This window comes from Vibrio sp. 2134-1, assembly GCF_033339495.1.
The window spans coordinates 15,913-38,379 of record NZ_JAWOUS010000023.1; the positions used below are offsets into that span (position 1 = coordinate 15,913).

A 22,467-nucleotide genomic window follows, 5' to 3' on the forward strand; every position below is an offset into this window, starting at 1 on the left:
ACTTACTCAGCAGCTTCTGACTTAGCTTCAGGCTTAGCTTCAGAACGCTCTTCACGACGTGGAGCACGCTCTTCTTTTTGCTTAAGCATGATAGATTGCTCAGTGATCGCTGCTTTAGTACGCATGATCATGTTACGTAGAACTGCATCGTTGAAACGGAAAGCAGTTTCTAGCTCATCAATTACAGCTTGGTCAGCTTCAACGTTCATAAGAACGTAGTGAGCTTTGTGAAGCTTGTTGATTGGGTAAGCCAGTTGACGACGGCCCCAGTCTTCTAGACGGTGGATTTTACCGCCAGCTTCAGTGATTGAACCAGTGTAACGCTCGATCATGCCAGCAACTTGCTCGCTTTGATCTGGGTGCACCATGAATACGATTTCGTAATGACGCATTGGTTGCTCCTTACGGATTATTCAGCTTCCACAAATGGCTCAGTCGTCCAGAGGAAGCAAGGAACTAAAGATAATTGACTGAGTTTAAGGAGCACGAATAGTACAGAAAGGGCGTAAAATAGGCAAGTGATTATTTGCTCAGCGCAGCGGATATTTAATTTCTTCTAATACTAGAAAACACAAAGGCTGCCAACAAGCTAGCAGCCTTTAAAATCAGCGTGTTATTGCGTTGGCTTATCGGTGCTTATTTAACTTCAGCCAGTTCAGCGCGCATTTGATCGATCACTTGTTTATAATCTGGCTCACCGAAAATCGCCGAGCCTGCGACAAACATGTCTGCGCCCGCTTCTGCAATTTCACGAATGTTGTCAACCTTCACACCGCCATCGATTTCTAAGCGGATATCACGGCCAGACTCGTCAATCATCTTACGAACGGCACGCAGTTTATCTAGTGTATGAGGAATGAATGATTGACCACCAAAACCAGGGTTTACCGACATCAGTAGAATCATGTCGACTTTATCCATAATAAACTCAAGACTTGCAAGTGGCGTTGCTGGGTTTAGTACCACACCAGCCTGACAGCCGTGCTCTTTAATTAACTGCAGTGTACGGTCTACATGATCAGAAGCTTCTACATGGAACGTAATCATCGACGCACCCGCTTTTGCGAAATCAGGAATAATACGGTCAACGGGTTTTACCATTAGGTGAACATCGATTGGCGCTGTGATGCCATAATCGCGTAGTGCTTTACACACAGGCGCACCAAAAGTCAGGTTTGGTACATAGTGGTTATCCATAACGTCGAAATGCACCACGTCCGCACCCGCTGCGAGTACTTTTTCTACATCTTCACCGAGACGAGCAAAATCTGCCGATAAAATGGATGGAGCAATAAGAAAATCTTTCATACCTGACCTCAGTAGTAATGAGCAAACAATCTGCGCGCAATTCTACCGAAGCCAGTGGGGAGATCCACTATTTAGATATAATAGTGTGAGAATTAAGAGTTTGATTTATCCATGTCTGGGGCATGAAAAAGCGCAAGTAGCTCATCAACTTTATTACGACCATTACCATTACGGCTAATGGTACGCTTTACTTTTACCACATTAAGATCCGCACCGTGATACAACCGACGTGTCAAGGTAGTGTCGTGGTTAGAAATCAACACAGGAATGCCACGTTCAGTCGCTGTTCTTTCAGCAATGTCGGCTAATGCAGCTTGGTCGTCCAACGTGAAACCATTACCTGCGTATGAGGTGAAATTTGCCGTATTTGAAAGCGGCGCATAAGGTGGATCGCAATACACGACGCTCCCTTTGCGCGCACGACGAAATGTTTCAGGATAACCTTCACAAACAAACGTAGCTTTTTTGGCTTTTTCTGCAAAAAACTCCAGTTCCGCCTCAGGGAAATACGGCTTTTTGTAAGAGCCAAACGGTACATTGAAGCCACCTTTTTTGTTGTAACGGCATAGGCCATTAAAACCAAAGCGGTTCATGTACAAAAACGCTAAAGAGCGGTACATCACGTCATCGGTTTTATTAAACTCAGCGCGAATGTGTAGGTAGGCTTCTTTGCGGTTGTTCTCAGCGACAAACCAACGCTTCGCTTCAGAGATATACTCTTCAGGGCGTTCTTTCAGCAGGTTGTACAGATTGATCAAATCTGGATTGATATCTGCAAGTAGATAATGGTCATAATCGGTATTCAGAAACACTGAGCCCGCACCAACAAAAGGTTCAACTAGCTTTCGAGCCGGCGGCAAATGACGTTGGATGTCTTCAACCAGTCCGTATTTTCCTCCTGCCCATTTAAGAAAGGCTCGTTGCTTTTTCATCTACTGCTCTATCTATCGACCAAAAATTAAGGCTGCGGAATGTAACATATTTTTCAGGGAAGCTCAGGTTTATTTCACTCGTTCAATTTCACGGTGAACCTGACGGAGTGATTTTGCCCAAGGACTCACCGACTTAACCGAATCTGGCAAGCTTGCGACGGCATCACGAGCCATTTGAATTGTCGGATAATCTTGATATGTGATGATATACCACTCGGTGTCATTACGAACGGTAGGATAAATTCGCACTTGATTATTCAGTTGATGCTCATTGAGAAAGGATTGTACATCTTCCATTGAGGTCATAGCTGCGAGTTGTAAAGTATAAGCTCTTGGCGATAGCGCTTTTAGTTCTTCACGAGCAAATGAAAATTTCACAACAGGTTGGTTTGCCTCACCCTCTTCTGACTGAGCAGGTGCTTGCGTCATATCTTGATTCGGTTTTACAACTTTAATCAAAGGGGAACTAGTTTCATCGGCGGTTTCTGTCTTCTCAGTACCTCCGACTTCATCAATCGCTTTTGTGTCTGCTGAATCAGCTTTACCTTCAAGCAATGCATCGACCACATTCGACTCAATCACCACTCTTTGTTGATTGTCATCACTGCCTACGCTCGCTACTTCTTCTGTCACTGCTGGCGGTAATGAATCAGAATCATCAACCGCACCAGACTTATCAAGACTGCTAGAGCCATCGGTTACAGGTTGCAGTGAAGACTGCGCTGCACTGATTCCTGACTCTTCAAAAGTTGGAATAGCCGTTTGCTCTAAACTGCCAGCAATTTGCTGCGCCTTATCATCAGGACTTGGTTGACTAAGCATCCACCAATAGCCACCAGCAGCAAGCAACAGTAATACTAATACCACCAACGCAATATTCAGGGGTGAACCGACAATCGAGCGGATAATGATCCTTTTTTCCACTTTCATCTCTCCTAACGCCATGATGTCCCCCGGTACTGGGTCGACTTTTTTAAATGCATCTCGAACCCGTTTCTCAGACTCATCATCGACGTAGCGCGCTACAAGTGACTCAAAGAAACGACGAGCTTCCACTTCGGACAACATATCAATATCAAGCTCAACAGGCTTTATCTCTTGTCCATAACTGAGACGTGCTAGCAAACCTTCTAAACGTCCAGACTGTGTAAACAGTAAGACATTGATGGTCCAATTTGGCTTATGGTGCGCCTCTAGGACCAGCATCCAAAGCTCAGAGATAAGTGTCTCACTCAATAAATGCGCATCATCTACAACAATTGCAATGTCACACGGCTCATCACCTAAAAGCCTTTCAAGGCTATCAAGTAAAGGCTCTTGCTGATTAAACAATGCGTCTGAAACCAGTTGACTCAAAATAAGGACGCGATGCTGCACATCGTCTTGATTAGAATGACAAAGTAACAAACATTGATTCTTGTTACTGGCACCCACTTCAAGGTATCGCTGCGCTAACCAAGATTTCCCATACCCATCATGACCATTAATCGCAATGAGATTGGAACCAAAGTTAGTCAGTAGACCTAATCTATCAAGCAACTCGATTTGAGAATCTAATTCCAGTACGTGAGCAACACTCATCTAATAACCTTAATACACTACAAGAATGACGCCCAAAGGCGCCATTACAAGGTTAAATATCGCGACCGAAGTCTATTGCCTGCTTGAGTACGTCTTGCGTCGTATCAGCAATTACCTCGGCAGTGCCAATGCCTGTAGGCAAAACCAATCGTAATTGACCAGAGAGGACTTTCTTATCTCGCATCATGTGCTTGATGAAGTCATCGAAATTCATACTGTCTGGAGTATGCACAGGCAGTTTTGCACGACGCAAAATCGCAACAATACGCTCAAATTGCTCTTCCGAGATCAGACCGCGTAGATGCGACGTTTTGGCCGCCATAACAGTGCCGGAAGATACCGCTTCACCATGCAGCCAATTGCCATAGCCAAGTTCCGCTTCAATCGCATGACCAAAGGTGTGACCTAAGTTAAGCAAAGCACGGATGCCCGATTCTTTCTCATCCTGAGCCACCACTTCCGCTTTTATTTCACAGCAACGTGCGATCGCATAAGTTAGTGCTTCTTCATCCAACGTATACAAGCGCTCAAGATTGTCTTCTAACCATACAAAAAAATCTGCATCGTAAATAATGCCGTACTTAATGACTTCGGCGATACCCGCAGCGAACTCACGTTCAGGCAACGTCGACAGGCAGTTGGTATCAATGATCACGGCTTTAGGTTGGTAAAACGCACCTATCATGTTCTTACCCAACGGATGGTTAACCGCGGTTTTTCCACCAACCGAAGAGTCCACTTGGGATAGTAATGTGGTCGGTATTTGAATAAAGTCGACCCCACGCTGGTAACAGGCAGACGCAAAACCCACAAGGTCGCCAATAACACCACCACCTAACGCGATGATCACAACATCACGAGCATAACTCCCTTCCAGTAAGAAGTTCATTACTTGATTAAATACATCCAAGTTTTTGTACTGTTCACCGTCAGGCAATTCTAACAAGGATGCACTACAACCGAGCTGCTCGAGTTGCTTTAAAATTTTGTCTGCATACAAAGGCGCCACTGTGACATTACTGATCACAACAACTTTTTGTTTTGCATTTTTGTTTGAGAGAACTTGAGAGAGGTACGCCGGGTCCTCAAATAACCCGGCGCCAATAGAGATTGGGTAGCTACGCTCAGCTAGGTTGACCGTAATCCGTTCCATCGGTTTGCTCCAATTAAAAAAAAGATAAAGACTTATCTCTCTTCTAGCATTTTTACGATCTGGTTGGCTACCACTTTTGCACTTTGATCGTCAGTGCGAACAGTGTAATCCGCTACTTCTTCATATAAAGGATTACGTTCTTCAGCTAATTGCTCCAGTACTTCGCGAGGGTTATCCGTTTGAAGTAAAGGACGCTTCTTGTCGCGGTTTGTACGCGCAAGTTGCTTTTCAATCGTCGTTTCTAAGTAAACAACAACACCACGTGCCGAAAGACGATTGCGGTTTTCTTTGCTCTTAACAGAGCCACCGCCAGTCGCAAGCACGATGCCTTGCTCTTGTGTTAGGTCTTCAAGTACCGCTTCTTCACGCTTGCGGAAGCCTTCTTCACCTTCTACATCAAAAACCCAAGAGATGTCTGCACCAGTGCGTTCTTCGATCACTGTATCGGAGTCAACAAACTCCATATGCAGTTGCTGTGCTAGATGTCTACCAATTGTACTTTTGCCGGCGCCCATTGGGCCAACAAGGAAAATATTACGTTTCTCAGCCATGTTTAGCAGTAATTTACAACATTGATTCAATAAGATCGCCACAAGAAAACACAGCTAAACTGCTGTTCTACAAGGCTTGTGGCACCAGTTCCTCACAGATAATTCGTGATAAGACCCGAAATTATCCAAGCATGGTGCCACTATTGCAACTTTATTTTTGATTTAATCAGTTTTTCCCGAGACAGAACTACTGAATCACCACCTTAGGCGTGACGAAAATTAACAGCTCACTTTTACCAACATTTTCATAACTTCGACGAAAAAGCGCACCTAATAGCGGAAGATCGCCCAACAAAGGCACTTTGTCCACCGAGTTAGTAATGCTGTGCTGAAAAATACCACCAAGAACGACCGTTTCACCGTTATTCACTAACACTTGCGTCCCGATACGTTGAGTATCAATCGCAACAGCTTCACCAGTGCCTGTCTTCACGACTTGTCCTGGTCTATCTTGCGTGACACTTAAATCCAACACTAAGCGGTTATCCGGTGTGATTTGCGGGGTCACTTTCAAACTTAATACCGCCTTTTTGAACGTCACCGTCGTTGCACCACTTGATGATGACTCAAGATAAGGAATCTCTGTACCTTGTTCAATATAGGCAGGCTTCTTATTGGTAGTGATCAAACGTGGGCTCGAGATAATCTCAGCTTTAGACTCTTGTTGCAGAGCAGAAAGCTCAAGATCCAACAAGGTGTCTGAACCTAACTTCGCAACTTGGAAAGCAAGACTGGTCGCATTCGGACTGGTTGCAGCTAAGTTTACATTTAGGAAGTCATCGATCCCTACTCCATCACCGTCACCACCGTCATCACCCCCTTCTCCATTATAGAGACCGATCGTGGCAAGGTTGTTCTCAATAGAACCGCCCACTGTATTACTGCCATTAATAGACGTAAAACCCCAACGAATACCTAGCTCGTCCATGTTACCTTCATTGATGGTCACAATACGCGCCTCAATTTGAACCTGTTTAACTGGAATATCCAAAGACTCAATAATTTCTCGAATCACCTCGATGTTTTCAGGTAACTCTCTAATCAATAACGAGTTAGTTCGCTCATCAATGGTCATACTGCCGCGCTCTGACAGCATGCTGATATTTCCTTCTCCATTGATCATCTCCGCAATGTCTGATGCTTTAGCAAAATTAACTTTGATGATTTCAGATGAAAGCTCTCCCATTTCTTCCGTCAGTTTTTGTTTTTCTAACTGCTGCTTCTCACGCAAGTCCAGCTCATCAGTCGGAGCAACTAAAATCACGTTGCCATCAACACGCTTATCTAACCCCTTAACTTGCAAAATAATATCCAGCACTTGCTGCCAAGGGACACCATCAAGACGAAGCGTGAGGTTGCCTTCTACAGAGTCGGAGACAACCAAATTGAATTGGTTGTAATCAGCAATAAGCTGCAAGACGTTTCGCACAGGAATATCTTGGAAGTTAATCGAAATAAGCTTACCTTCTCTTTCTAAAATGCTTTTATCTGGGGCTTTCTCATTGGGTTTGATCTTCGCTACTTTGATTTCCAAAAAACGCCCCGTTAAACGGTAATCATGCATGTATTCTTCATTGATGTGCGCAACCAAGCGCGTCGTCGAGGTGTCGCGAAACACTTCTACGCTCTCAACCACAGTCGAAAAGTCTTTCACGTCTAGGAGATACAATTGCTCGTCTTTTACTGAAGTGTTAAGCAAATCGATACTTAACCCTTCCTGTACACGCTTGATATCTACAATCGCGGCCGGTGACGCCAATTCGACGACAATCACGGCGTCTTTATCTTTATTAGTTCGAAAGTCGATACTTTTTAGGGCATTGGACGAAACTTCTTCTGCTGCAGCTAAAGGGGCTAAAAATACAAACAACCATAAGGAGAAGAGCCCAGTAAGTATCCTTGGTGTACGTGTTAATCCTTGTCTCATTTTCATTACTCAATATCAAAAATAAATGGGGCTATCTCAAAGCCAACTTAACTTTACGTTTTTGCCAACATCCTAAGCCGTCGGGCAACGTTTCATTAATCAACAAATAGGAGTGGCTGACATGGGTCACTTTGCCATTATTGCGTCCAAGGTATTGACCCGGCTTAACTTTATAGACGGTGCCATTGGGAGCCTGAACGAGGCCAGAAACCGTGTTATCCATGCCCATGACCCCTTTCAAACGTAATTGGCTTAATGGGAATCTTTCTAATTTTCCAGTTCGCCTTCTTGAGGGCGGTTGCCAACAATCTTTTCTTGCAACTGGCTGAGTCGCGATGGTGGCTTCTTTGGGTAATTCAAAGGGTGCACGCTGTACTTCCGGTGCGTACGTGACTGCAACATACTTGTCTACGGGCTTAAGCTTCTCGACCTCTCGACGCGCCTGTGTTTCCACTCCTCGAATAAAATCCGTCAATGATTCATCATTCGCCTGGCAACCCATCAATAGAGAACCCATCAGTACCAGCAACAAAGACTTACTTGTCATTTTTCGTCTCCTCCGGCTTAAACTGATAGGTGTTAGCGCGCACCCGAAAGTGCAGGGTTTCGCTCTCTTGGCTGACACGTTGCCAAGTCACATCTTTAAACGTGATGATTCGAGGTAGCGTCGCTATCGCCTGAGAAAAATGGCCGATGTCATGAAAGTCGCCCGTTAACTCTATGTTTAAAGGGAGACGATAAAGGAAGTGCTCTGATTGTTTTTCGCCCCAGTCGATTCGGGTGAAAGTCAGCTTATTGTCGATGCCAAGTTCATTCACTGAAGCGAGCATTGTAGCCAGCTCTTTTTGCGCAGGCAGTTGCTGCAGTAATAACTCGTAACGGGTGGTAAGTTCATCCAATTGAGATTGAAGCTGAGGCAACGCTGCCACTTTGTTCGCTTTGATCTTCAATGCCACCTTGAGTGTCTGCTCCTGCTGGATCAAGTGATTCAACTGTTCGTCTTTCGGTTTAAGGTAAAACCAATAACCTAAGCCTTGAATCACCATGATCAGAAGCGCGATTACTACAATCTGGGGCAACAATGGCCACTCGGCCATTTCATCTATTTCGAGATCCTGCCAATCAACCACGTTGAGCCTCCAATTTCTTCTCCGTTACTTTGAACATGAAAGACACTTTGAATGTTTGAAACTCTTTCCCAAAACGGGCTTTGCCGTGAACGATGGAATGCATTTCTACGTCGTTCAACTTGGCCGAGCGCTCCATGTTGTCTAGCATCGTGGCAAGTTTTGGAGTGCTATCTGAGATCCCAGAGATCTCAATTTCCAGATCATTCATTTTGATCTTGTCGACATATACACCTTCAGGGATAACGGCAGGCATTAAGTTCATGAACTCGGTCGTTTTGTTTCGTCCGTTTTGTAAACCTTCAACGACCTTTAGACGTTCGAGGATTTTGCTGTGCTCTTGCTCTGCAATTTTCATTGCTTCAATACGCTGGTCGAGTTCGGCAATGTAGTGAGTGAGGTAATCGAGCCGCTCCTGTTGTTGATCTTGTTGGTACTCAAAAAACTTTCCAATACCCCACTGGATGCCAACAGCGACCAACATACCTAATGCGACCAAACTGATGAAACGACGTCGGTGCTCTTCTCTTTGATTCTCTCGCCAAGGAAGTAAATTAATGCGATAAAGCACGGGCGCCTCCTAGCCAATGAATGCCACGAACGGCCAGTCCGGCTGCTGTTGAGAAATGCTGCCAATCCACAGCACGACGCTTACGCTTAGACACCTTCATCTCAAATAGCCCTAGCGGATTTAGCAATTCACACTCTAACGACAATTGTTGAGACAACTCCTCTGCGAGCATGGGAGTGGAGGCCCCTTCCCCTGATAACCAGATACCCTTGATGTTTTGTGAGCCATTGATTGAGGTATAGAGCTGCATCTGGCGCTTTACTCGCTCTACGATTTGACGGTTAAACAGCTCTGTTTTCTCCTGAGCATCATCGGACAGAAAATCGACTGGAGAAGCGCTGTTTGCTCCGCGTGTGCCGTAAGCAAACTCTTTGTGAAACAGTTCACCTTGTTCGGTAAACATGGTGAAGGAGCTCGATAAAGTGCCAATATCGAGTAAGCAGTATTTGTTTTTGTCAGGAAAGCGATCGGCGGTGAGCTTCCAGATATGACCAAGGCTTTGCGAATGCACGTCCACTAAAACAGGTTTTAGTCCGGACTTTTGTAATGCATCGACTCGGCCTTCTACCACATCTTTTCTTGTCGCAAACACTTGATAGCTATCACTGCCACTCTGCCCGCCCTCAGCGCGAAGACGAACGAAGTCTAAACTCAGCTCTTCGACAGGGAATGGCGATTGATGAGAAAAGGCTTGTATCACTGCAAACTCAACTTCACTCTCTTCAAGATTTTGTTCTATTTGCAGTTTCTTGCTAATTACCGAGTTATCAGGAACTGAGATCGCAACTTTTTTAGCACCAAAAGGCAGTTCTTTTTTTATCTGCTTGAGGGTCTTTACAATTTCTTGATGATTTATGGTGTTATTTTCAGCGACAATACCTTCCTTTAGTAATATTTCTTTGTAACCCAACAGAGCGTAATTGTTGCCTGTGGGTTTAAGTACTACGGCTTTGAGGCTGTTATGGCCTATATCGATGCCGGTAACGATTAGCTTATCCATCTCTTACTCTCGCTCCGAAATTTCTTCGTGCAAAGGTTGTTATTAGCATCCAAATAAGAGTTAATATCTCTTATGTGCTAAATTTTTGACCTAAGAGTACAAGGGTTTGCCGTTACACAGCCTCAACCAATCAGGGATTCTCCGGTGAAGTTCATAAAGCGTTTATTATTTTTAACATTGATTTGCATAATTCTTGGAGTCACCACAATATTTGGCTTCTATCAGTACGTGAAGCCTGAATTGCCAGATGTTGCAACTCTAAAAGACGTTGAATTACAAACACCTATGAAGGTGTTTAGTCAAGACGGGAAGCTGATCGCACAGTTCGGTGAAAAGCGTCGTATTCCTGTTACTTATGACGAAATTCCTCAAGACTTAATTCACGCGCTCATCGCAACCGAAGATAGTCGTTTCTATGAGCATCCTGGTATCGACCCTATCGGCATCACTCGTGCAGCGGTTGTTGTTGCGGTTTCAGGCTCGGCTAAACAGGGTGCAAGTACGATTACGCAACAGCTAGCTCGTAACTTCTTCTTATCTAATGAGAAGAAGATCATGCGTAAGATTAAAGAGATTTTTATTGCTATCCATATTGAGCAGCTTTTAAGTAAGCAAGAAATCATGGAGCTTTATGTCAATAAAATCTTCCTTGGTTACCGCTCATATGGCTTTGGTGCTGCCGCTCAAGTGTATTTTGGCAAGAGCCTTGATGAATTGACGTTAAGTGAGATTGCAACACTCGCTGGTATGCCAAAAGCGCCATCAACCATGAACCCAATTTACTCTCTTGAGCGCGCAACAAAACGCCGTAACGTTGTATTAATGCGAATGCTTGATGAGAAATACATTACACAAGAGCAGTATGACGAAGCACGCAATGAGCCTATTGTGGCGCGTTATCATAGCGCTGAGATTGAGCTTTCCGCACCTTACGTAGCAGAGTTGGCTCGTGCATGGGCAGTAAAAGAATACGGTGAAGAAGAAGCTTATACCTCTGGCTTGAATATCTACATGACTGTGGATTCTAAACTGCAAGATGCTGCAAATACGTCTGCGGTAAATAACCTCTTGTCATACGATGAACGTCATGGCTACCGTGGTGCAGAAAGTGTGCTTTGGAAAGAAGGGGAAGCGGCCTGGGACAATGAGCAAATAGAAAAGCACCTGAAGAAACAGCCAACTTATGGTGACCTTTACCCTGCGGTTGTGACGAAAGTCGATGATAAGACGGCACAAGTATGGGTTAAGAACCATGAAGAGCAAACCATCCCTTGGACTGGAATGCACTGGGCGCGTAAGTACATTACTGATAACCGCCAAGGCTCAACACCAAAGTCAGCGCATGATGTGCTAGCGACAGGTCAACAAGTTTGGGTTCGCGAAGTAAGTGAAACCGATGAAGATGACAACACAACACTGAGCTGGAAACTGAGCCAAGTGCCGACAGCAAACACCGCGTTTGTTGCGATGAACCCAGAAAATGGCGCGATATTGTCGCTGGTTGGTGGTTTCAACTTTGTGCACAGCAAGTTTAACCGTGCAACCATGTCAGTGCGTCAGGTTGGTTCAAGTATCAAGCCTTTCATCTACTCGGCAGCAATTGACAAAGGGCTGACTCTAGCCACTTTGATTAACGATGCGCCGATTAACAAGTGGGATGCAGGTTCTGGTTCAGCTTGGCGACCAAAAAACTCACCACCAACTTATGGTGGTCCAACGCGTCTTCGCCTCGGCTTAGCTCAATCAAAAAACGTCATGGCAGTGCGTACACTCCGTGAAGTTGGCCTCGAGGAGACACGTCAGTACCTTACTCGTTTCGGTTTTGATATTAACCAAGTACCACGCTCTGAGACCATCGCACTCGGAGCTGGCAGCTTAACACCAATGAAAGTGGCACAAGGTTACTCTGTGTTTGCGAACGGTGGTTATTACGTTGAACCATTCTATGTAGAACGCGTGGAAGATGCATTCGGTGAAGTACTGTTTAAAGCCAATCCAAAGAGTGTTTGTCATAAGGATTGCCCGCAAATGAGCGAGCAGCCAGAAAATCGCTACGCTGATGAATTTGGCGAACAAGACGTCGCAATTGATGGCCTAGCAACAGACAATGCCCTTGAAAATGATGAACCTCAATATGCACCGCAAGTTATCTCTGAACAGAATGCATTCTTAATGCGTGAGATGATGTACAGCAACATTTGGGGTGGCGGTAACTGGCGTGAAGGCACAGGTTGGAATGGTACAGGCTGGCGCGCGCAAAAACTTGGTCGTCGTGATATCGGGGGTAAAACGGGTACAACGAATGATTCCAAGGATGCTTGGTACAATGGCTATGGACCTGGTGTCGTTGCGATAGCTTGGGTTGGCTTTGATGATCACTCACGTGCACTTGGCCGCACCACTGTTAACAGCAACCTAGGGCAAGGCCAAATTTCTGGTGCCGAGTCGGGTGCGAAAACCGCAGAGCCTGCTTGGATTGACTTCATGCGTGTTGCGCTAGAAGGGACGCCGGAGCAAGGTAAAAATATTCCAGAGGATATTATTCGAGTTCGTATTGATCGCAACAGCGGTATGCTAACGCACAAGGTAGATAGCACATCAATGTTCGAATACTTTGAAAAAGGCACGGAGCCTACCGAATACGCTGGCGACCGTTTAGAAGATAGTATTTATTCTTCAGGCTCTGGCGCAGAAGAACTGTTCTAAATCACAAAAGCACAAGGGAGAGCATCAAGCTCTCCCTTTTTTATGTCTGCTTCTTATGCTGCAGCATTCAATGATGGATAAGAAGCCAACAACTCTTTAATCTTCGCTGCTAAAGCTTCAAACCTAGCTCGTAATGGTGAGCCCGGACGGTATACGAGAACGATATTACGCGAGGGGGTTGGGTTAACAGCTGGTACGTAGCATACGCCATCTTTTTGCTTCTCATTAGGGATAGAAAGCTGAGGCAATAACGTAATCCCCGCACCGGCAGCAACCATGTTGCGTAACGTCTCCAAGCTGGTGGCTTTAAAACGCTCATCGTCTTTTGCACCAGCGGCAAAACAAAAACCTAACGCTTGATCTCGCAGACAGTGGCCGTCTCCCAACGCTAAAACGGTTTTACCATTCAGCTCCAACATATCAACATGGTCGAGAGAGGCCCACTCGTGGTCACATGGCACTGCGACACTTAATGGCTCTTGATACACTTCGATCTCTTTAAATGGCGCAGTTTCATCAACCGAAGCTAAAACTAAGCAATCTAGTTTGCCTTCTTCCAATTGACGCACTAATTGATGTGTCTGAGCTTCGTGCAGAAATAGCTCCAGCTCAGGAAATGCTTCTTTTATCTGCGGCAGAATTTTGGGTAATAGATAAGGCCCAACCGTCGGGATGAAACCAATATGCATCGGTCCAGTCATGGCTCCGCTTTGACCGCTTGCCATATCTCTGAAGGTTTTCACTTCACTTAAGATGCGTTTAGCCTGCTCCACCAGCTGTAACCCTGAATCGGTAAACAAAACACGTCGGCTGCTTCGCTCTAAAAGCGTGGTCCCGAGTTCATCCTCTAGTTTACGAATTTGCCCACTCAGTGTTGGCTGACTAACAAAACATGCCTCTGCCGCTTTGCGAAAGTGCTTATGTTCCGCAAGTGCAACTAAGTACTCAAAATCTCGAATATTCATAATTCACGCTTCGCTTCTATAACAATAGCTAATACCTATCAAAACCATAACACCAAACGATTAGAGCTATCAAAGGATTTTTACAATAATGGGCTCAACAAAACGAAACAGAGCGACGAAAAACGCTAAGCTCTATACGCATAATTTAAAATAGTTAAAGGAAATCATTATGTTTGTATCTAAAGAAGGTCAACAAGTCCCTCAAGTTACTTTTCCAGTTCGTCAAGGTGACGCTTGGGTGAATGTAACGACCGATGAGCTATTTAAAGGTAAGACCGTCATCGTATTTAGCTTACCGGGTGCATTTACTCCAACCTGTTCATCAAGCCATCTACCTCGTTACAACGAATTGTTCCCTGTATTTAAAGAGCACGGAGTGGATGAGATTATTTGTGTCTCGGTCAATGATACGTTCGTGATGAATGCATGGAAACAAGACCAAGAAGCAGAAAACATTACCTTCATCCCGGATGGTAATGGTGAATTCACCGATGGCATGGGTATGTTAGTGGATAAAAATGACATCGGCTTTGGCAAACGTTCATGGCGTTACAGCATGCTAGTAAAAGATGGCGTAGTGGAAAAAATGTTCATTGAGCCAAACGAACCAGGTGACCCATTCAAGGTGTCAGACGCAGATACGATGCTGAACTACATAGCGCCTGACTACAAAACGCAAGAATCCATCACGGTGTTCACTAAACCAGGCTGCCCTTTCTGTATGAAAGCGAAACAAAATCTGATTGACCACGGTCTTCAATATGAAGAAGTGATTCTGGGTAAAGACGCAACAACAGTTAGTCTACGAGCTATATCTGGTCGCACGACTGTTCCACAAGTCTTTATCGGTGGCAAGCACATCGGCGGTAGCGAAGAGCTAGAAGCGTATCTAGGCTAAGCTGTCCATAGCCTACACCCTCGGTCTCCGGTGCCTTTGGCTCGGAGGCCAACCCTAAACCACTTCTTCTACTAGTCTAGATAAGTAGTCATCTGCCAATAAGGTGACTACTTATCCAATTCACTCTCCAAGCTCAATGTTGCTAGCTTGGCTTAAAACAAAAGCGAGAGTTCACGATGAAACAAGTTAATGTCGACGTAGCGGTTATTGGTGGCGGGACGGCTGGTCTTGGTGCTTATCGAGCAGCAAAAGCTCATACCAACAGCGTGGTAATGATTGAGGGCGGTCCCTACGGAACAACCTGTGCTCGTGTCGGATGCATGCCGTCTAAGCTGTTAATTGCGGCAGCAGAAAGTGTTCATCAAATCGAAAAAGCACCTGGATTTGGGATACACCCGCAAGGTGAAGTACTAATTAACGGACGAGAAGTTATGGATCGTGTAAAGCGCGAACGCGATCGTTTTGTTGGCTTTGTGCTTGAAAGTGTCGATGATATTCCCGCTGAAGACAAACTATCGGGCTACGCGAAGTTTGCCGATGACCACACTCTCATCATAGATGATCATACTCAGGTCACCGCACAGCGCATTGTTATTGCGACAGGATCTCGTCCGACATATCCGGCAGCTTGGAATGAACTGGGTGATCGCCTAGTGATTAACGATGATGTATTTGACTGGGATGACTTACCAGAGTCCGTGGCAGTATTTGGCCCAGGAGTCATCGGCCTTGAATTGGGTCAGGCTTTACACCGCCTAGGAGTGAACGTGAAGCTCTTTGGCCTTGGAGGACAAGTGGGCCCACTGACAGACCCAGAGGTGATGGCGTATGCAGATAAAGCCTTTAAGGAAGAGTTCTACCTTGATGCAGATGTAAAAGTCGAAAGCATGAAACGCATTGCTTCGTCAGACAATGACGGCGAAGACAAGGTCGAAATCCAATTCATCAACCATGATGGCGAATTAGAAACTTTCGTTGTCGATTACGTATTGGCCGCAACGGGTCGTCGTCCAAACGTCGATAAGCTGGCGATCGAGAACACCAATGTGGCGCTCGATGAACGTGGCGTACCAACGGCGGATCACTATACATTGCAAACTTCGGTAGAGAGCATCTTCATCGCAGGTGATGCAAGTAACCAAATTCCACTGCTGCACGAAGCCGCTGACCAAGGCCGTATTGCTGGAGACAACGCAGGCCGTTTCCCAGATATTCGTGCGGGTCTGCGTCGCTCACCAATTTCAGCCGTGTTCTCCGACCCTCAAATTGCTATGGTTGGCGAAACATATAAACAACTAGAAACACGTCTAGGCACATGTGGATGTTTCGCAACCGGTGAAGTCTCGTTTGAAAATCAAGGACGTTCGCGCGTCATGCTTCGTAATAAAGGCATTCTGCATGTCTACGGAGAGCAAGGCACTGGACGTTTTTTAGGTGCAGAAATGATGGGCCCGAATGCAGAGCATCTTGCTCACCTTTTAGCATGGGCGCACCAAAATAGGATGACGATTTCTGAGATGTTAGATATGCCCTTCTATCACCCAGTGATTGAAGAAGGCGTCCGCACCGCTCTACGTGATTTGAATGCAAAACTACACTTAGGGCCAGAAATGGTGAAACATTGTCTTGACTGCGGCCCTGGCTGCTAACGCTTTCAGGCTTCTATCTAAATATAAGCAAAGCCTCGTCATCAACGAGGTTTTGCTTTACTACTTTGGCGCAATGAAATCTCTCTTACGCTGCCATCATTGCATAGCGGCTAACCATACAAATCGCGACAACACCGATCATAAAGAACCCACCAGCGATACTTAGCGCAAGTTTCAACTCTGTCGACATCATTATATTTCCTGTTAAAGACTGACAGAGCACCATACATCAATTACGTGCCACAAAGCTTTTACAAAGCTAACTTTCCATTTTTGGTTGTGTCATAGCTCTCTAAGTCCGGTACAAGAAACGCTTTCCACCATATAGTTAGATATATAATCTGAAGCAACACTAATGGTTTGGAAAACACTATGACTTGTCGCCGCTGCGAAGAACATTGGTTTTGGAAAAAACTTGGACGTTGCCAACGATGCTTGGATCAATTGACGGTACTTTCTGTACTGTGTTGGATTGTATGGTGGTTTACGCTCAAAGATGATCCACAAAGCATCGAGTCGATCGCTTTGATCTTTGCCGGCTTCGCTTTCAACGTTTTGTTGTTTTTACACTTATGGATGCGTTTTGTCATCTTGCCTTGGCAGCGTCGACGGGGACAAAAAAAGGCGAATAAAAAAGAGAAAAGTGACAGATAGAAAAAAGCCCCAAAACCAATGTCAGTTCTGGGGCTCTCTTAGATTCTTCTAAGAAAAAGCAGTGGTACTTTAATAGACCGGGCTTCCTCTCAAAGGTTCCAAATTTTTTCGATTTTTTTAGCGAATACTGATGTAAGTAAGCAGGAAAATGACTATGTCATTGAATGCTAATAAAATCACTCCACAACTTCAGTTCATGCCACATGCGTTTTTTGGATCACTTGCTCCATTAAATTGATCTCAAGCGCTACCTCATCACATGCATGTTGACGTGGGCACTGATCGCAATCTTTCAGAACTTTCTCCGGCAGTAATGACTTCGATGTCGGTAAAAAGCTTTGCTTCATAAAGAACTCAGGCGTTCGCGTTAGAACAAAGACTTTCTTGATCGCCATCTGGCGCGCTTTCTCAACCAAATAGTTCACAATCGCACTGCCCTGCCCTTGGCCTTGCCAGCCCGCTTCGATACCAAGAGAGCGTATTTCAGCCAACCCTGAGTCATACACATATAGAGAAGCGCAACCCGTCACTTCACCATGATGCTCAGCCACCGCGAAAGAGCCAATATCTCTCACGAGCTCATTACGAGAGCGCGGAAGATTCTCACCAAGGTTCGCCCAGTAAGCAACCATACCTTCCAACGTTTCAATGTCCGTCAAACGTGCAGGACGCACTTTCACCGCCGAGCTGTCACGCTGGCTCAGGCGCTTATCCGCTTGTTCTACCGCGTAAGCGACCTGGTGAGGCGAAACACCACCCAAAGCACAACGCTTTTCCAAACACGAATCGATAGTCAGGATGTCATACACATCCGCTTCAATGACCTCTGAGAAGGCTTTTAACTCTTCGATAGACAGTTCTTCTAACGCACAACCTTTAGCAATAGCACCAACGACCGCAACACCGACGATGTGGTGAGCTTCACGGAATGGGATGCCTTTCGCCACTAAGTAATCAGCTAACTCCGTCGAGTTTGCGTAACCTTGTTTCGCCGCTTCTAGTGTGCGCTCGCCATTCACTTTAATACCGTCAAAACACAGAGCTGCCATTTCCATGCAGTCGTTCCATGTATCTAAAGCGTCAAACAACCCTTCTTTATCTTCCTGCATGTCTTTGTTGTACGCCAATGGCAAGGCTTTAACTGTCATCATCATGCTCGATAATGCGCCATAGACACGCCCTGTCTTACCACGGATCAACTCAAGTGCATCTGGATTTTTCTTCTGTGGCATTAATGACGAACCAGATGTCACCGTATCCGCTAACTCAATGAAGTTTGACTCGCCTGAATTGTAGAAGATCATATCTTCTGCAAGACGAGAAAGGTGAAGCATAGAAATCGACGCCACCGACATCAGTTCCATCACATGATCACGATCTGAAACCGAATCGAGTGAATTACGCGTAGCACGTTGGAAACCGAGATTATGTGCTAATTGTTCGCGGTCAATCGGATAAGCCGTTCCCGCTAACGCACCCGAGCCAAGTGGACAAGTGTCGAGACGCTGTAAGGCATCATTCAGACGAGAGTAGTCACGCTCGAACATTTCAACATAAGCCAAGCACCAGTGAGCAAAGGTTACAGGTTGAGCACGCTGAAGATGAGTATAGCCTGGCAATACGGTGCCTTGGTGCTGTTTAGCAACATGGACCATTTGTGCTTGTAGGCGATCTAAAGCAATCAACAATTGCTGACCTTGCTGACGACACCAAAGTTTCAAGTCTGTGGCGACTTGGTCATTACGAGAACGCCCAGTGTGGAGTTTTTTACCTAAATCTCCCACTTTACTGATTAGCTGCTGTTCAACCCAAGAGTGGATATCTTCTGCATCAGAGCGAAGAATTTGGTGAGGGTCTTCCATCACTTCTAACTTCAGCTCATTTAAAGCAAGTTCCAGTTTTTGCTGTTCTTCTGCCGATAGCACATCAACAGAAAGCAGAGCTTTAGACCATGCGATTGAACCTACGATGTCTTGCTCAGCCAATCGGTAGTCAAAACGCAACGAATCATTGAACTCTTTAAATCTGGTGTCTGCCGCTTGGGTAAATCTTCCGCCCCATAATGCCATTGCGTCTCTCCTGATGACTATTGCTTACTCTAACGTTCTCGAATGAGTAGTAACCAATTTGATGGTCATTTGCTCACTTTTTCTTATGGGTCAACGTTACGGCAATTTCGATAAAAAATAAAGTATAAATTCAATATTTTTACATATATATTCAAGCCAAATTTAGGTACCCGCTTTTAGAAACCAAAAGACCCGCCTATAAATGGCGGGTCTTTATTCAATCCAAGATGGATGTTAAGGGATTATTTCTTCTGGCTGTTCAATGCACGAATACGGCTTGATAGCGAGTAAAGACGGATGAACCCACCTGCATGGCTTTGGTCGTAAACTTCATCTTCACCAAAAGTCGCGAACTCTTCTGAATACAAGCTGTTGTCAGAACGTTTTTGCGTCACTGTCGCTTGACCTTTGTAAAGCTTAACAACCACTTCACCGTTAACGTCTTGCGCTAGCTCTTCTGAAGCAGCAAGGATCGATTTACATAGTGGCGTAAACCAACGGCCATCGTATACAAGGTGAGACGCTTTTAGACCTAGCTCCTCACGGAATTCGAATGATGATTTGTCTAGCACAAGCTGCTCTACAGCGCGCAGCGCTTCCATCATGATGGTGCCTCCCGGTGTTTCATAGCAACCACGAGACTTCATTCCAACAAGACGGTTTTCCACGATATCGATACGGCCAACACCGTGCTTAGCGCCCTTCTCGTTTAGGTAAACCAGTGCGTTGTATGGTGTCATCGCTTCACCATCAACTTCGACCACTTCACCTTTTTCTACTTTCAGCGTGACGTATTCCGCTTCATTTGGCGCTTGCTCTGGGTCGACAGTCCACACCCAGCAGTCTTCGTTTGGTGCGTTCCAAGTATCTTCTAAAACGCCGCCTTCCGTCGAAATGTGCCATGCATTTGCATCACGTGAATAGATCTTAGTAAGAGACGCAGAACAAGGAATATTACGCTCAGCGAGGTAATCCAAACACTCTTCACGGCTCACTAGGTCCCACTCACGCCAAGGTGCAATCACTTGTAAGTCCGGTGCTAGTGCTGCGAATGCACCTTCGAAACGCACTTGGTCGTTACCTTTACCTGTACAGCCATGACACAGTGCGTCCGCGCCCACTTTACGTGCCACTTCAACCTGCGCTTTAGCAATGATTGGACGCGCCATTGATGTACCTAGCAGGTACTTACCTTCGTAGTACGCGCCGGTTTTTAGCGTTGGGTAAATGTAGTCTGCGACCATTTCTTCTTTCAGGTCAGCGATGTAGCATTCAGAAGCACCGGAGGCTTTTGCTTTCGCTTCAATGCCTTCTAGCTCTTCGGCACCTTGACCAACATCGGCAACGAAAGCCACTACTTCACAGTCGTAGTTCTCTTTTAGCCACGGGATAATTACTGAAGTATCTAGACCGCCTGAGTATGCGACTACCACTTTATTTACGTTCACTTTGCTCATGTTTTTTCTCCAAACTTAACTGGCGCTGCGCTCGGCGGTCAGTGCCAACTACGACTTCCTAATATTGAATTCTTTTGCTGATGCTTATTGAGGCAAGAATTGAGTACCAATACTTTCACCAGCGAATAACTGTGCTAATTTTTCTGGGTAACGCCAGGTCGCGACTTCAATTGGACGGCCAAGATCATTGGCGGCCTCCAAAGCGGCTTTAACTTTGACGATCATGCCATCGGTGATCACATGTCCATCGATCAACGAGTTAGCTTGCTGCTCTGACAGGGTTTTGATCAAATGGCCTTTTCCATCTAATACACCACTCACGTCTGATAACAGGACTAACTCCGCATCTAATGCGCCCGCAACCGCGACTGCTGCTTGATCAGCATTCACATTCATCATCTGGCCATCTTTGGTTAAACCAATTGAACTGATGATCGGCAGTGCACCTGTGTTTAGCACCGCTTGTAATAGTGCTGAGTCACCCGGTGATGCTTTGCCTACCGCGCCGAGTTCTGGGTCAAGTTCTTCAACAAGACACAAACCACCATCCGCAAGGCTAAGGCCCACAGCGTTAAGACCGTCCGCAATCGCTTGACCTTGAAGTAACTTATTCGCAGTGCCTGCAAGCGCGCCTGCAATCACAGGAATTTGATCGTAAGGCGTTACGCGTAAACCGTTTTTCTTAACGGTTTCAAGCTGAAGCTTTGCCATCAACTCATCAACTAGGTAGCCACCGCCATGAACGATGGCGATTTGTCGCTGTGCCGATTTTTGGTAAGCCGCAATGGCACCAAAAAGTTGGCTTAAGGTTTGAGTGCATGATAGAGCTGCACCACCTAGCTTAATGACTAAAGGAGCTTGATTGGTTTGCGTCATCGCATTTCCCTCTTTCAACGACTACAGCAACGCTGTCAGTTCTGGGTAACCGTAATGAATATTGAGACATTGCATCGCTTGACTCGATGCACCTTTAAGTAGGTTGTCGATAGCTGAAATCACAATGATGTGTTCGCCTTGTACCTTCCAGCCGATATCGCAGAAAGGGGTATTTTCGACATCCTGAATACGTGGAATACCGTCGCCTTTAAGACGCACCGCAGGCTTGCCTTGATAAGCTTGTTCAAACGCCTGTGCCACTTGTGATTCTGTCACTCCTTGCGAAAGCTTCATGGTGATAGTGGCAAGAATGCCGCGTTTAAAGTTGCCGAGGTGCGGAGTAAAAATCACATCGCAACCCAAGTGCTGAGCAATCTCTGGCTGGTGACGATGGTTAAATACACCATAGGGTTGCAAGCTGACTTCACAGAAGCTGTTAACCATGGAGGCTTTACGCCCTGCACCTGATACACCACTGGTTGCGTTGATCACTGGCCATTGGTTGGTATCAAGCAACGCATGTTCTAATAAAGGTTTGATTGCAAGCTGTGAAGCGGTTGGGTAGCAACCTGCTACTGCAATCAAAGGAGTGGTTTTTATTGATTCTTGGTTCCACTCTGCTAAGCCATATGCTGCTTTATCTAGCCAGTTGTTATGTTGATGTGCGAAGCCATAAAAAGTGTCGTAAAAGCCTTCACTTTTCACACGGAATGCACCCGATAAATCGAATACCTGACAGCCTGCCTCCAAGAAAGTCGGGGCTAAATCATGGCTGACTTCGTGAGCCGTTGCCAAAAACACCACGTCCGATTCTTGAGCGATTTGCAGTGGATCCTTTAGTGGTAAAACTGGCATATCAATGATGCCCGCTAGCTTACCGTGCAGCTGCGCGATGCTCTTTCCCGCATCAACACTGTTGGCGGAAACGTATAAACCTGATAGCGTGAGTTGTGGGTGTTTATTAACCATTAACGCTAACTCTGCGCCTGTGTAACCGCTGGCTCCAATAATCGTGGTTTTTAGCATTGTGTAACATCCATATA

20 protein-coding genes are annotated in these 22,467 nt (G+C 45.6%); 4 read left to right on the forward strand and 16 right to left on the reverse strand.

The window, feature by feature from the left end; all coding sequences use genetic code 11:
* Window positions 1-2: 2 nt before the first annotated feature.
* From rpsF to pilM, 11 genes are all read right to left on the reverse strand, one after another.
* Window positions 3-392, reverse strand: a complete 390-nt coding sequence (rpsF, locus tag R7R78_RS20350; RefSeq protein WP_005381299.1) for a 30S ribosomal protein S6 — start codon at window positions 390-392, stop codon at window positions 3-5.
* Window positions 393-636: 244 nt separating this feature from the next.
* Complete coding sequence (gene rpe / locus R7R78_RS20355; RefSeq protein ID WP_005381300.1) at window positions 637-1,308, reverse strand: ribulose-phosphate 3-epimerase; 672 nt, start codon at window positions 1,306-1,308, stop codon at window positions 637-639.
* 92 nt (window positions 1,309-1,400) lie between these two features.
* Complete coding sequence (locus tag R7R78_RS20360) at window positions 1,401-2,240, reverse strand: Dam family site-specific DNA-(adenine-N6)-methyltransferase (RefSeq protein ID WP_005381301.1); 840 nt, start codon at window positions 2,238-2,240, stop codon at window positions 1,401-1,403.
* Window positions 2,241-2,309: 69 nt separating this feature from the next.
* Window positions 2,310-3,821 carry an SPOR domain-containing protein gene (locus tag R7R78_RS20365; protein WP_225474180.1) on the reverse strand — a complete coding sequence of 504 codons (1,512 nt, stop codon included), beginning with the start codon at window positions 3,819-3,821 and terminating at the stop codon, window positions 2,310-2,312.
* A gap of 52 nt (window positions 3,822-3,873) precedes the next feature.
* Window positions 3,874-4,974: a 3-dehydroquinate synthase gene (aroB, locus tag R7R78_RS20370; RefSeq protein WP_225474181.1), complete on the reverse strand. Its 1,101-nt coding sequence runs from the start codon at window positions 4,972-4,974 to the stop codon at window positions 3,874-3,876.
* A 32-nt stretch (window positions 4,975-5,006) separates the two neighbouring features.
* Window positions 5,007-5,525: a shikimate kinase AroK gene (gene aroK / locus R7R78_RS20375; RefSeq protein WP_005381319.1), complete on the reverse strand. Its 519-nt coding sequence runs from the start codon at window positions 5,523-5,525 to the stop codon at window positions 5,007-5,009.
* A gap of 187 nt (window positions 5,526-5,712) precedes the next feature.
* Window positions 5,713-7,458 (reverse strand): type IV pilus secretin PilQ, encoded by a 1,746-nt coding sequence (locus R7R78_RS20380; protein WP_031779065.1) that lies wholly within the window; start codon window positions 7,456-7,458, stop codon window positions 5,713-5,715.
* A 25-nt stretch (window positions 7,459-7,483) separates the two neighbouring features.
* Window positions 7,484-7,999, reverse strand: a complete 516-nt coding sequence (locus tag R7R78_RS20385; RefSeq protein WP_005381321.1) for a pilus assembly protein PilP — start codon at window positions 7,997-7,999, stop codon at window positions 7,484-7,486.
* Complete coding sequence (locus tag R7R78_RS20390) at window positions 7,989-8,582, reverse strand: type 4a pilus biogenesis protein PilO (protein ID WP_005381322.1); 594 nt, start codon at window positions 8,580-8,582, stop codon at window positions 7,989-7,991. Before R7R78_RS20390 ends, R7R78_RS20385 begins: the two co-directional genes overlap by 11 nt.
* Window positions 8,575-9,150, reverse strand: a complete 576-nt coding sequence (locus R7R78_RS20395) for a PilN domain-containing protein (RefSeq protein ID WP_005381323.1) — start codon at window positions 9,148-9,150, stop codon at window positions 8,575-8,577. Before R7R78_RS20395 ends, R7R78_RS20390 begins: the two co-directional genes overlap by 8 nt.
* A complete protein-coding gene (gene pilM / locus R7R78_RS20400) occupies window positions 9,134-10,150 on the reverse strand; it encodes a type IV pilus biogenesis protein PilM (protein ID WP_005381324.1) in 1,017 nt (338 codons plus the stop codon). Before pilM ends, R7R78_RS20395 begins: the two co-directional genes overlap by 17 nt.
* Before the next feature lie 144 nt (window positions 10,151-10,294).
* Here pilM and R7R78_RS20405 point away from each other — a divergent pair, with 144 nt between their 5' ends.
* Window positions 10,295-12,856, forward strand: coding sequence for a penicillin-binding protein 1A (locus tag R7R78_RS20405; RefSeq protein ID WP_005381325.1), 2,562 nt, complete (start codon window positions 10,295-10,297; stop codon window positions 12,854-12,856).
* Between the two features lie 53 nt (window positions 12,857-12,909).
* Here the strand turns inward: R7R78_RS20405 and oxyR are convergent, their stop codons facing one another.
* Complete coding sequence (oxyR, locus tag R7R78_RS20410) at window positions 12,910-13,821, reverse strand: DNA-binding transcriptional regulator OxyR (RefSeq protein WP_225474182.1); 912 nt, start codon at window positions 13,819-13,821, stop codon at window positions 12,910-12,912.
* A 169-nt stretch (window positions 13,822-13,990) separates the two neighbouring features.
* On the opposite strand from oxyR, the gene R7R78_RS20415 reads away from it, so the two are divergent.
* The 3 genes from R7R78_RS20415 (at window position 13,991) to R7R78_RS20425 (ending at window position 17,022) form a co-directional block, all read left to right on the forward strand.
* Entirely contained in the window at window positions 13,991-14,719 is a 729-nt protein-coding gene (locus tag R7R78_RS20415) for a redoxin family protein (protein ID WP_053350732.1), read from the forward strand.
* Between the two features lie 176 nt (window positions 14,720-14,895).
* On the forward strand, window positions 14,896-16,368 hold the full coding sequence (locus R7R78_RS20420) for a dihydrolipoyl dehydrogenase (RefSeq protein ID WP_225474183.1): 1,473 nt from the start codon (window positions 14,896-14,898) through the stop codon (window positions 16,366-16,368).
* 372 nt (window positions 16,369-16,740) lie between these two features.
* On the forward strand, window positions 16,741-17,022 hold the full coding sequence (locus R7R78_RS20425; RefSeq protein ID WP_017633527.1) for a DUF3624 domain-containing protein: 282 nt from the start codon (window positions 16,741-16,743) through the stop codon (window positions 17,020-17,022).
* A gap of 194 nt (window positions 17,023-17,216) precedes the next feature.
* On the opposite strand, the gene argH is transcribed toward R7R78_RS20425, so the two are convergent.
* The 4 genes from argH to argC form a co-directional block, all read right to left on the reverse strand.
* Entirely contained in the window at window positions 17,217-19,091 is a 1,875-nt protein-coding gene (gene argH, locus R7R78_RS20430; protein ID WP_167415490.1) for an argininosuccinate lyase, read from the reverse strand.
* 242 nt (window positions 19,092-19,333) lie between these two features.
* On the reverse strand, window positions 19,334-20,548 hold the full coding sequence (locus R7R78_RS20435; RefSeq protein WP_017821738.1) for an argininosuccinate synthase: 1,215 nt from the start codon (window positions 20,546-20,548) through the stop codon (window positions 19,334-19,336).
* Window positions 20,549-20,632: 84 nt separating this feature from the next.
* A complete protein-coding gene (gene argB, locus R7R78_RS20440) occupies window positions 20,633-21,424 on the reverse strand; it encodes an acetylglutamate kinase (protein WP_005381333.1) in 792 nt (263 codons plus the stop codon).
* A 21-nt stretch (window positions 21,425-21,445) separates the two neighbouring features.
* Window positions 21,446-22,450 carry an N-acetyl-gamma-glutamyl-phosphate reductase gene (gene argC / locus R7R78_RS20445; protein WP_225474184.1) on the reverse strand — a complete coding sequence of 335 codons (1,005 nt, stop codon included), beginning with the start codon at window positions 22,448-22,450 and terminating at the stop codon, window positions 21,446-21,448.
* Window positions 22,451-22,467 lie beyond the last annotated feature (17 nt).

Excerpts from the sequence above, each read along its gene's own strand:
- rpsF (WP_005381299.1), bottom strand. The coding sequence starts at position 392 with ATGCGTCATTACGAAATCGTATTCATGGTGCACCCAGATCAAAGCGAG.
- rpe (WP_005381300.1), bottom strand. The coding sequence starts at position 1,308 with ATGAAAGATTTTCTTATTGCTCCATCCATTTTATCGGCAGATTTTGCT.
- R7R78_RS20360 (WP_005381301.1), bottom strand. The coding sequence starts at position 2,240 with ATGAAAAAGCAACGAGCCTTTCTTAAATGGGCAGGAGGAAAATACGGA.
- R7R78_RS20365 (WP_225474180.1), bottom strand. The coding sequence starts at position 3,821 with ATGAGTGTTGCTCACGTACTGGAATTAGATTCTCAAATCGAGTTGCTT.
- aroB (WP_225474181.1), bottom strand. The coding sequence starts at position 4,974 with ATGGAACGGATTACGGTCAACCTAGCTGAGCGTAGCTACCCAATCTCT.
- aroK (WP_005381319.1), bottom strand. The coding sequence starts at position 5,525 with ATGGCTGAGAAACGTAATATTTTCCTTGTTGGCCCAATGGGCGCCGGC.
- R7R78_RS20380 (WP_031779065.1), bottom strand. The coding sequence starts at position 7,458 with ATGAAAATGAGACAAGGATTAACACGTACACCAAGGATACTTACTGGG.
- R7R78_RS20385 (WP_005381321.1), bottom strand. The coding sequence starts at position 7,999 with ATGACAAGTAAGTCTTTGTTGCTGGTACTGATGGGTTCTCTATTGATG.
- pilM (WP_005381324.1), bottom strand. The coding sequence starts at position 10,150 with ATGGATAAGCTAATCGTTACCGGCATCGATATAGGCCATAACAGCCTC.
- oxyR (WP_225474182.1), bottom strand. The coding sequence starts at position 13,821 with ATGAATATTCGAGATTTTGAGTACTTAGTTGCACTTGCGGAACATAAG.
- R7R78_RS20415 (WP_053350732.1), top strand. The coding sequence starts at position 13,991 with ATGTTTGTATCTAAAGAAGGTCAACAAGTCCCTCAAGTTACTTTTCCA.
- R7R78_RS20420 (WP_225474183.1), top strand. The coding sequence starts at position 14,896 with ATGAAACAAGTTAATGTCGACGTAGCGGTTATTGGTGGCGGGACGGCT.
- R7R78_RS20425 (WP_017633527.1), top strand. The coding sequence starts at position 16,741 with ATGACTTGTCGCCGCTGCGAAGAACATTGGTTTTGGAAAAAACTTGGA.
- argH (WP_167415490.1), bottom strand. The coding sequence starts at position 19,091 with ATGGCATTATGGGGCGGAAGATTTACCCAAGCGGCAGACACCAGATTT.
- R7R78_RS20435 (WP_017821738.1), bottom strand. The coding sequence starts at position 20,548 with ATGAGCAAAGTGAACGTAAATAAAGTGGTAGTCGCATACTCAGGCGGT.
- argB (WP_005381333.1), bottom strand. The coding sequence starts at position 21,424 with ATGACGCAAACCAATCAAGCTCCTTTAGTCATTAAGCTAGGTGGTGCA.
- argC (WP_225474184.1), bottom strand. The coding sequence starts at position 22,450 with ATGCTAAAAACCACGATTATTGGAGCCAGCGGTTACACAGGCGCAGAG.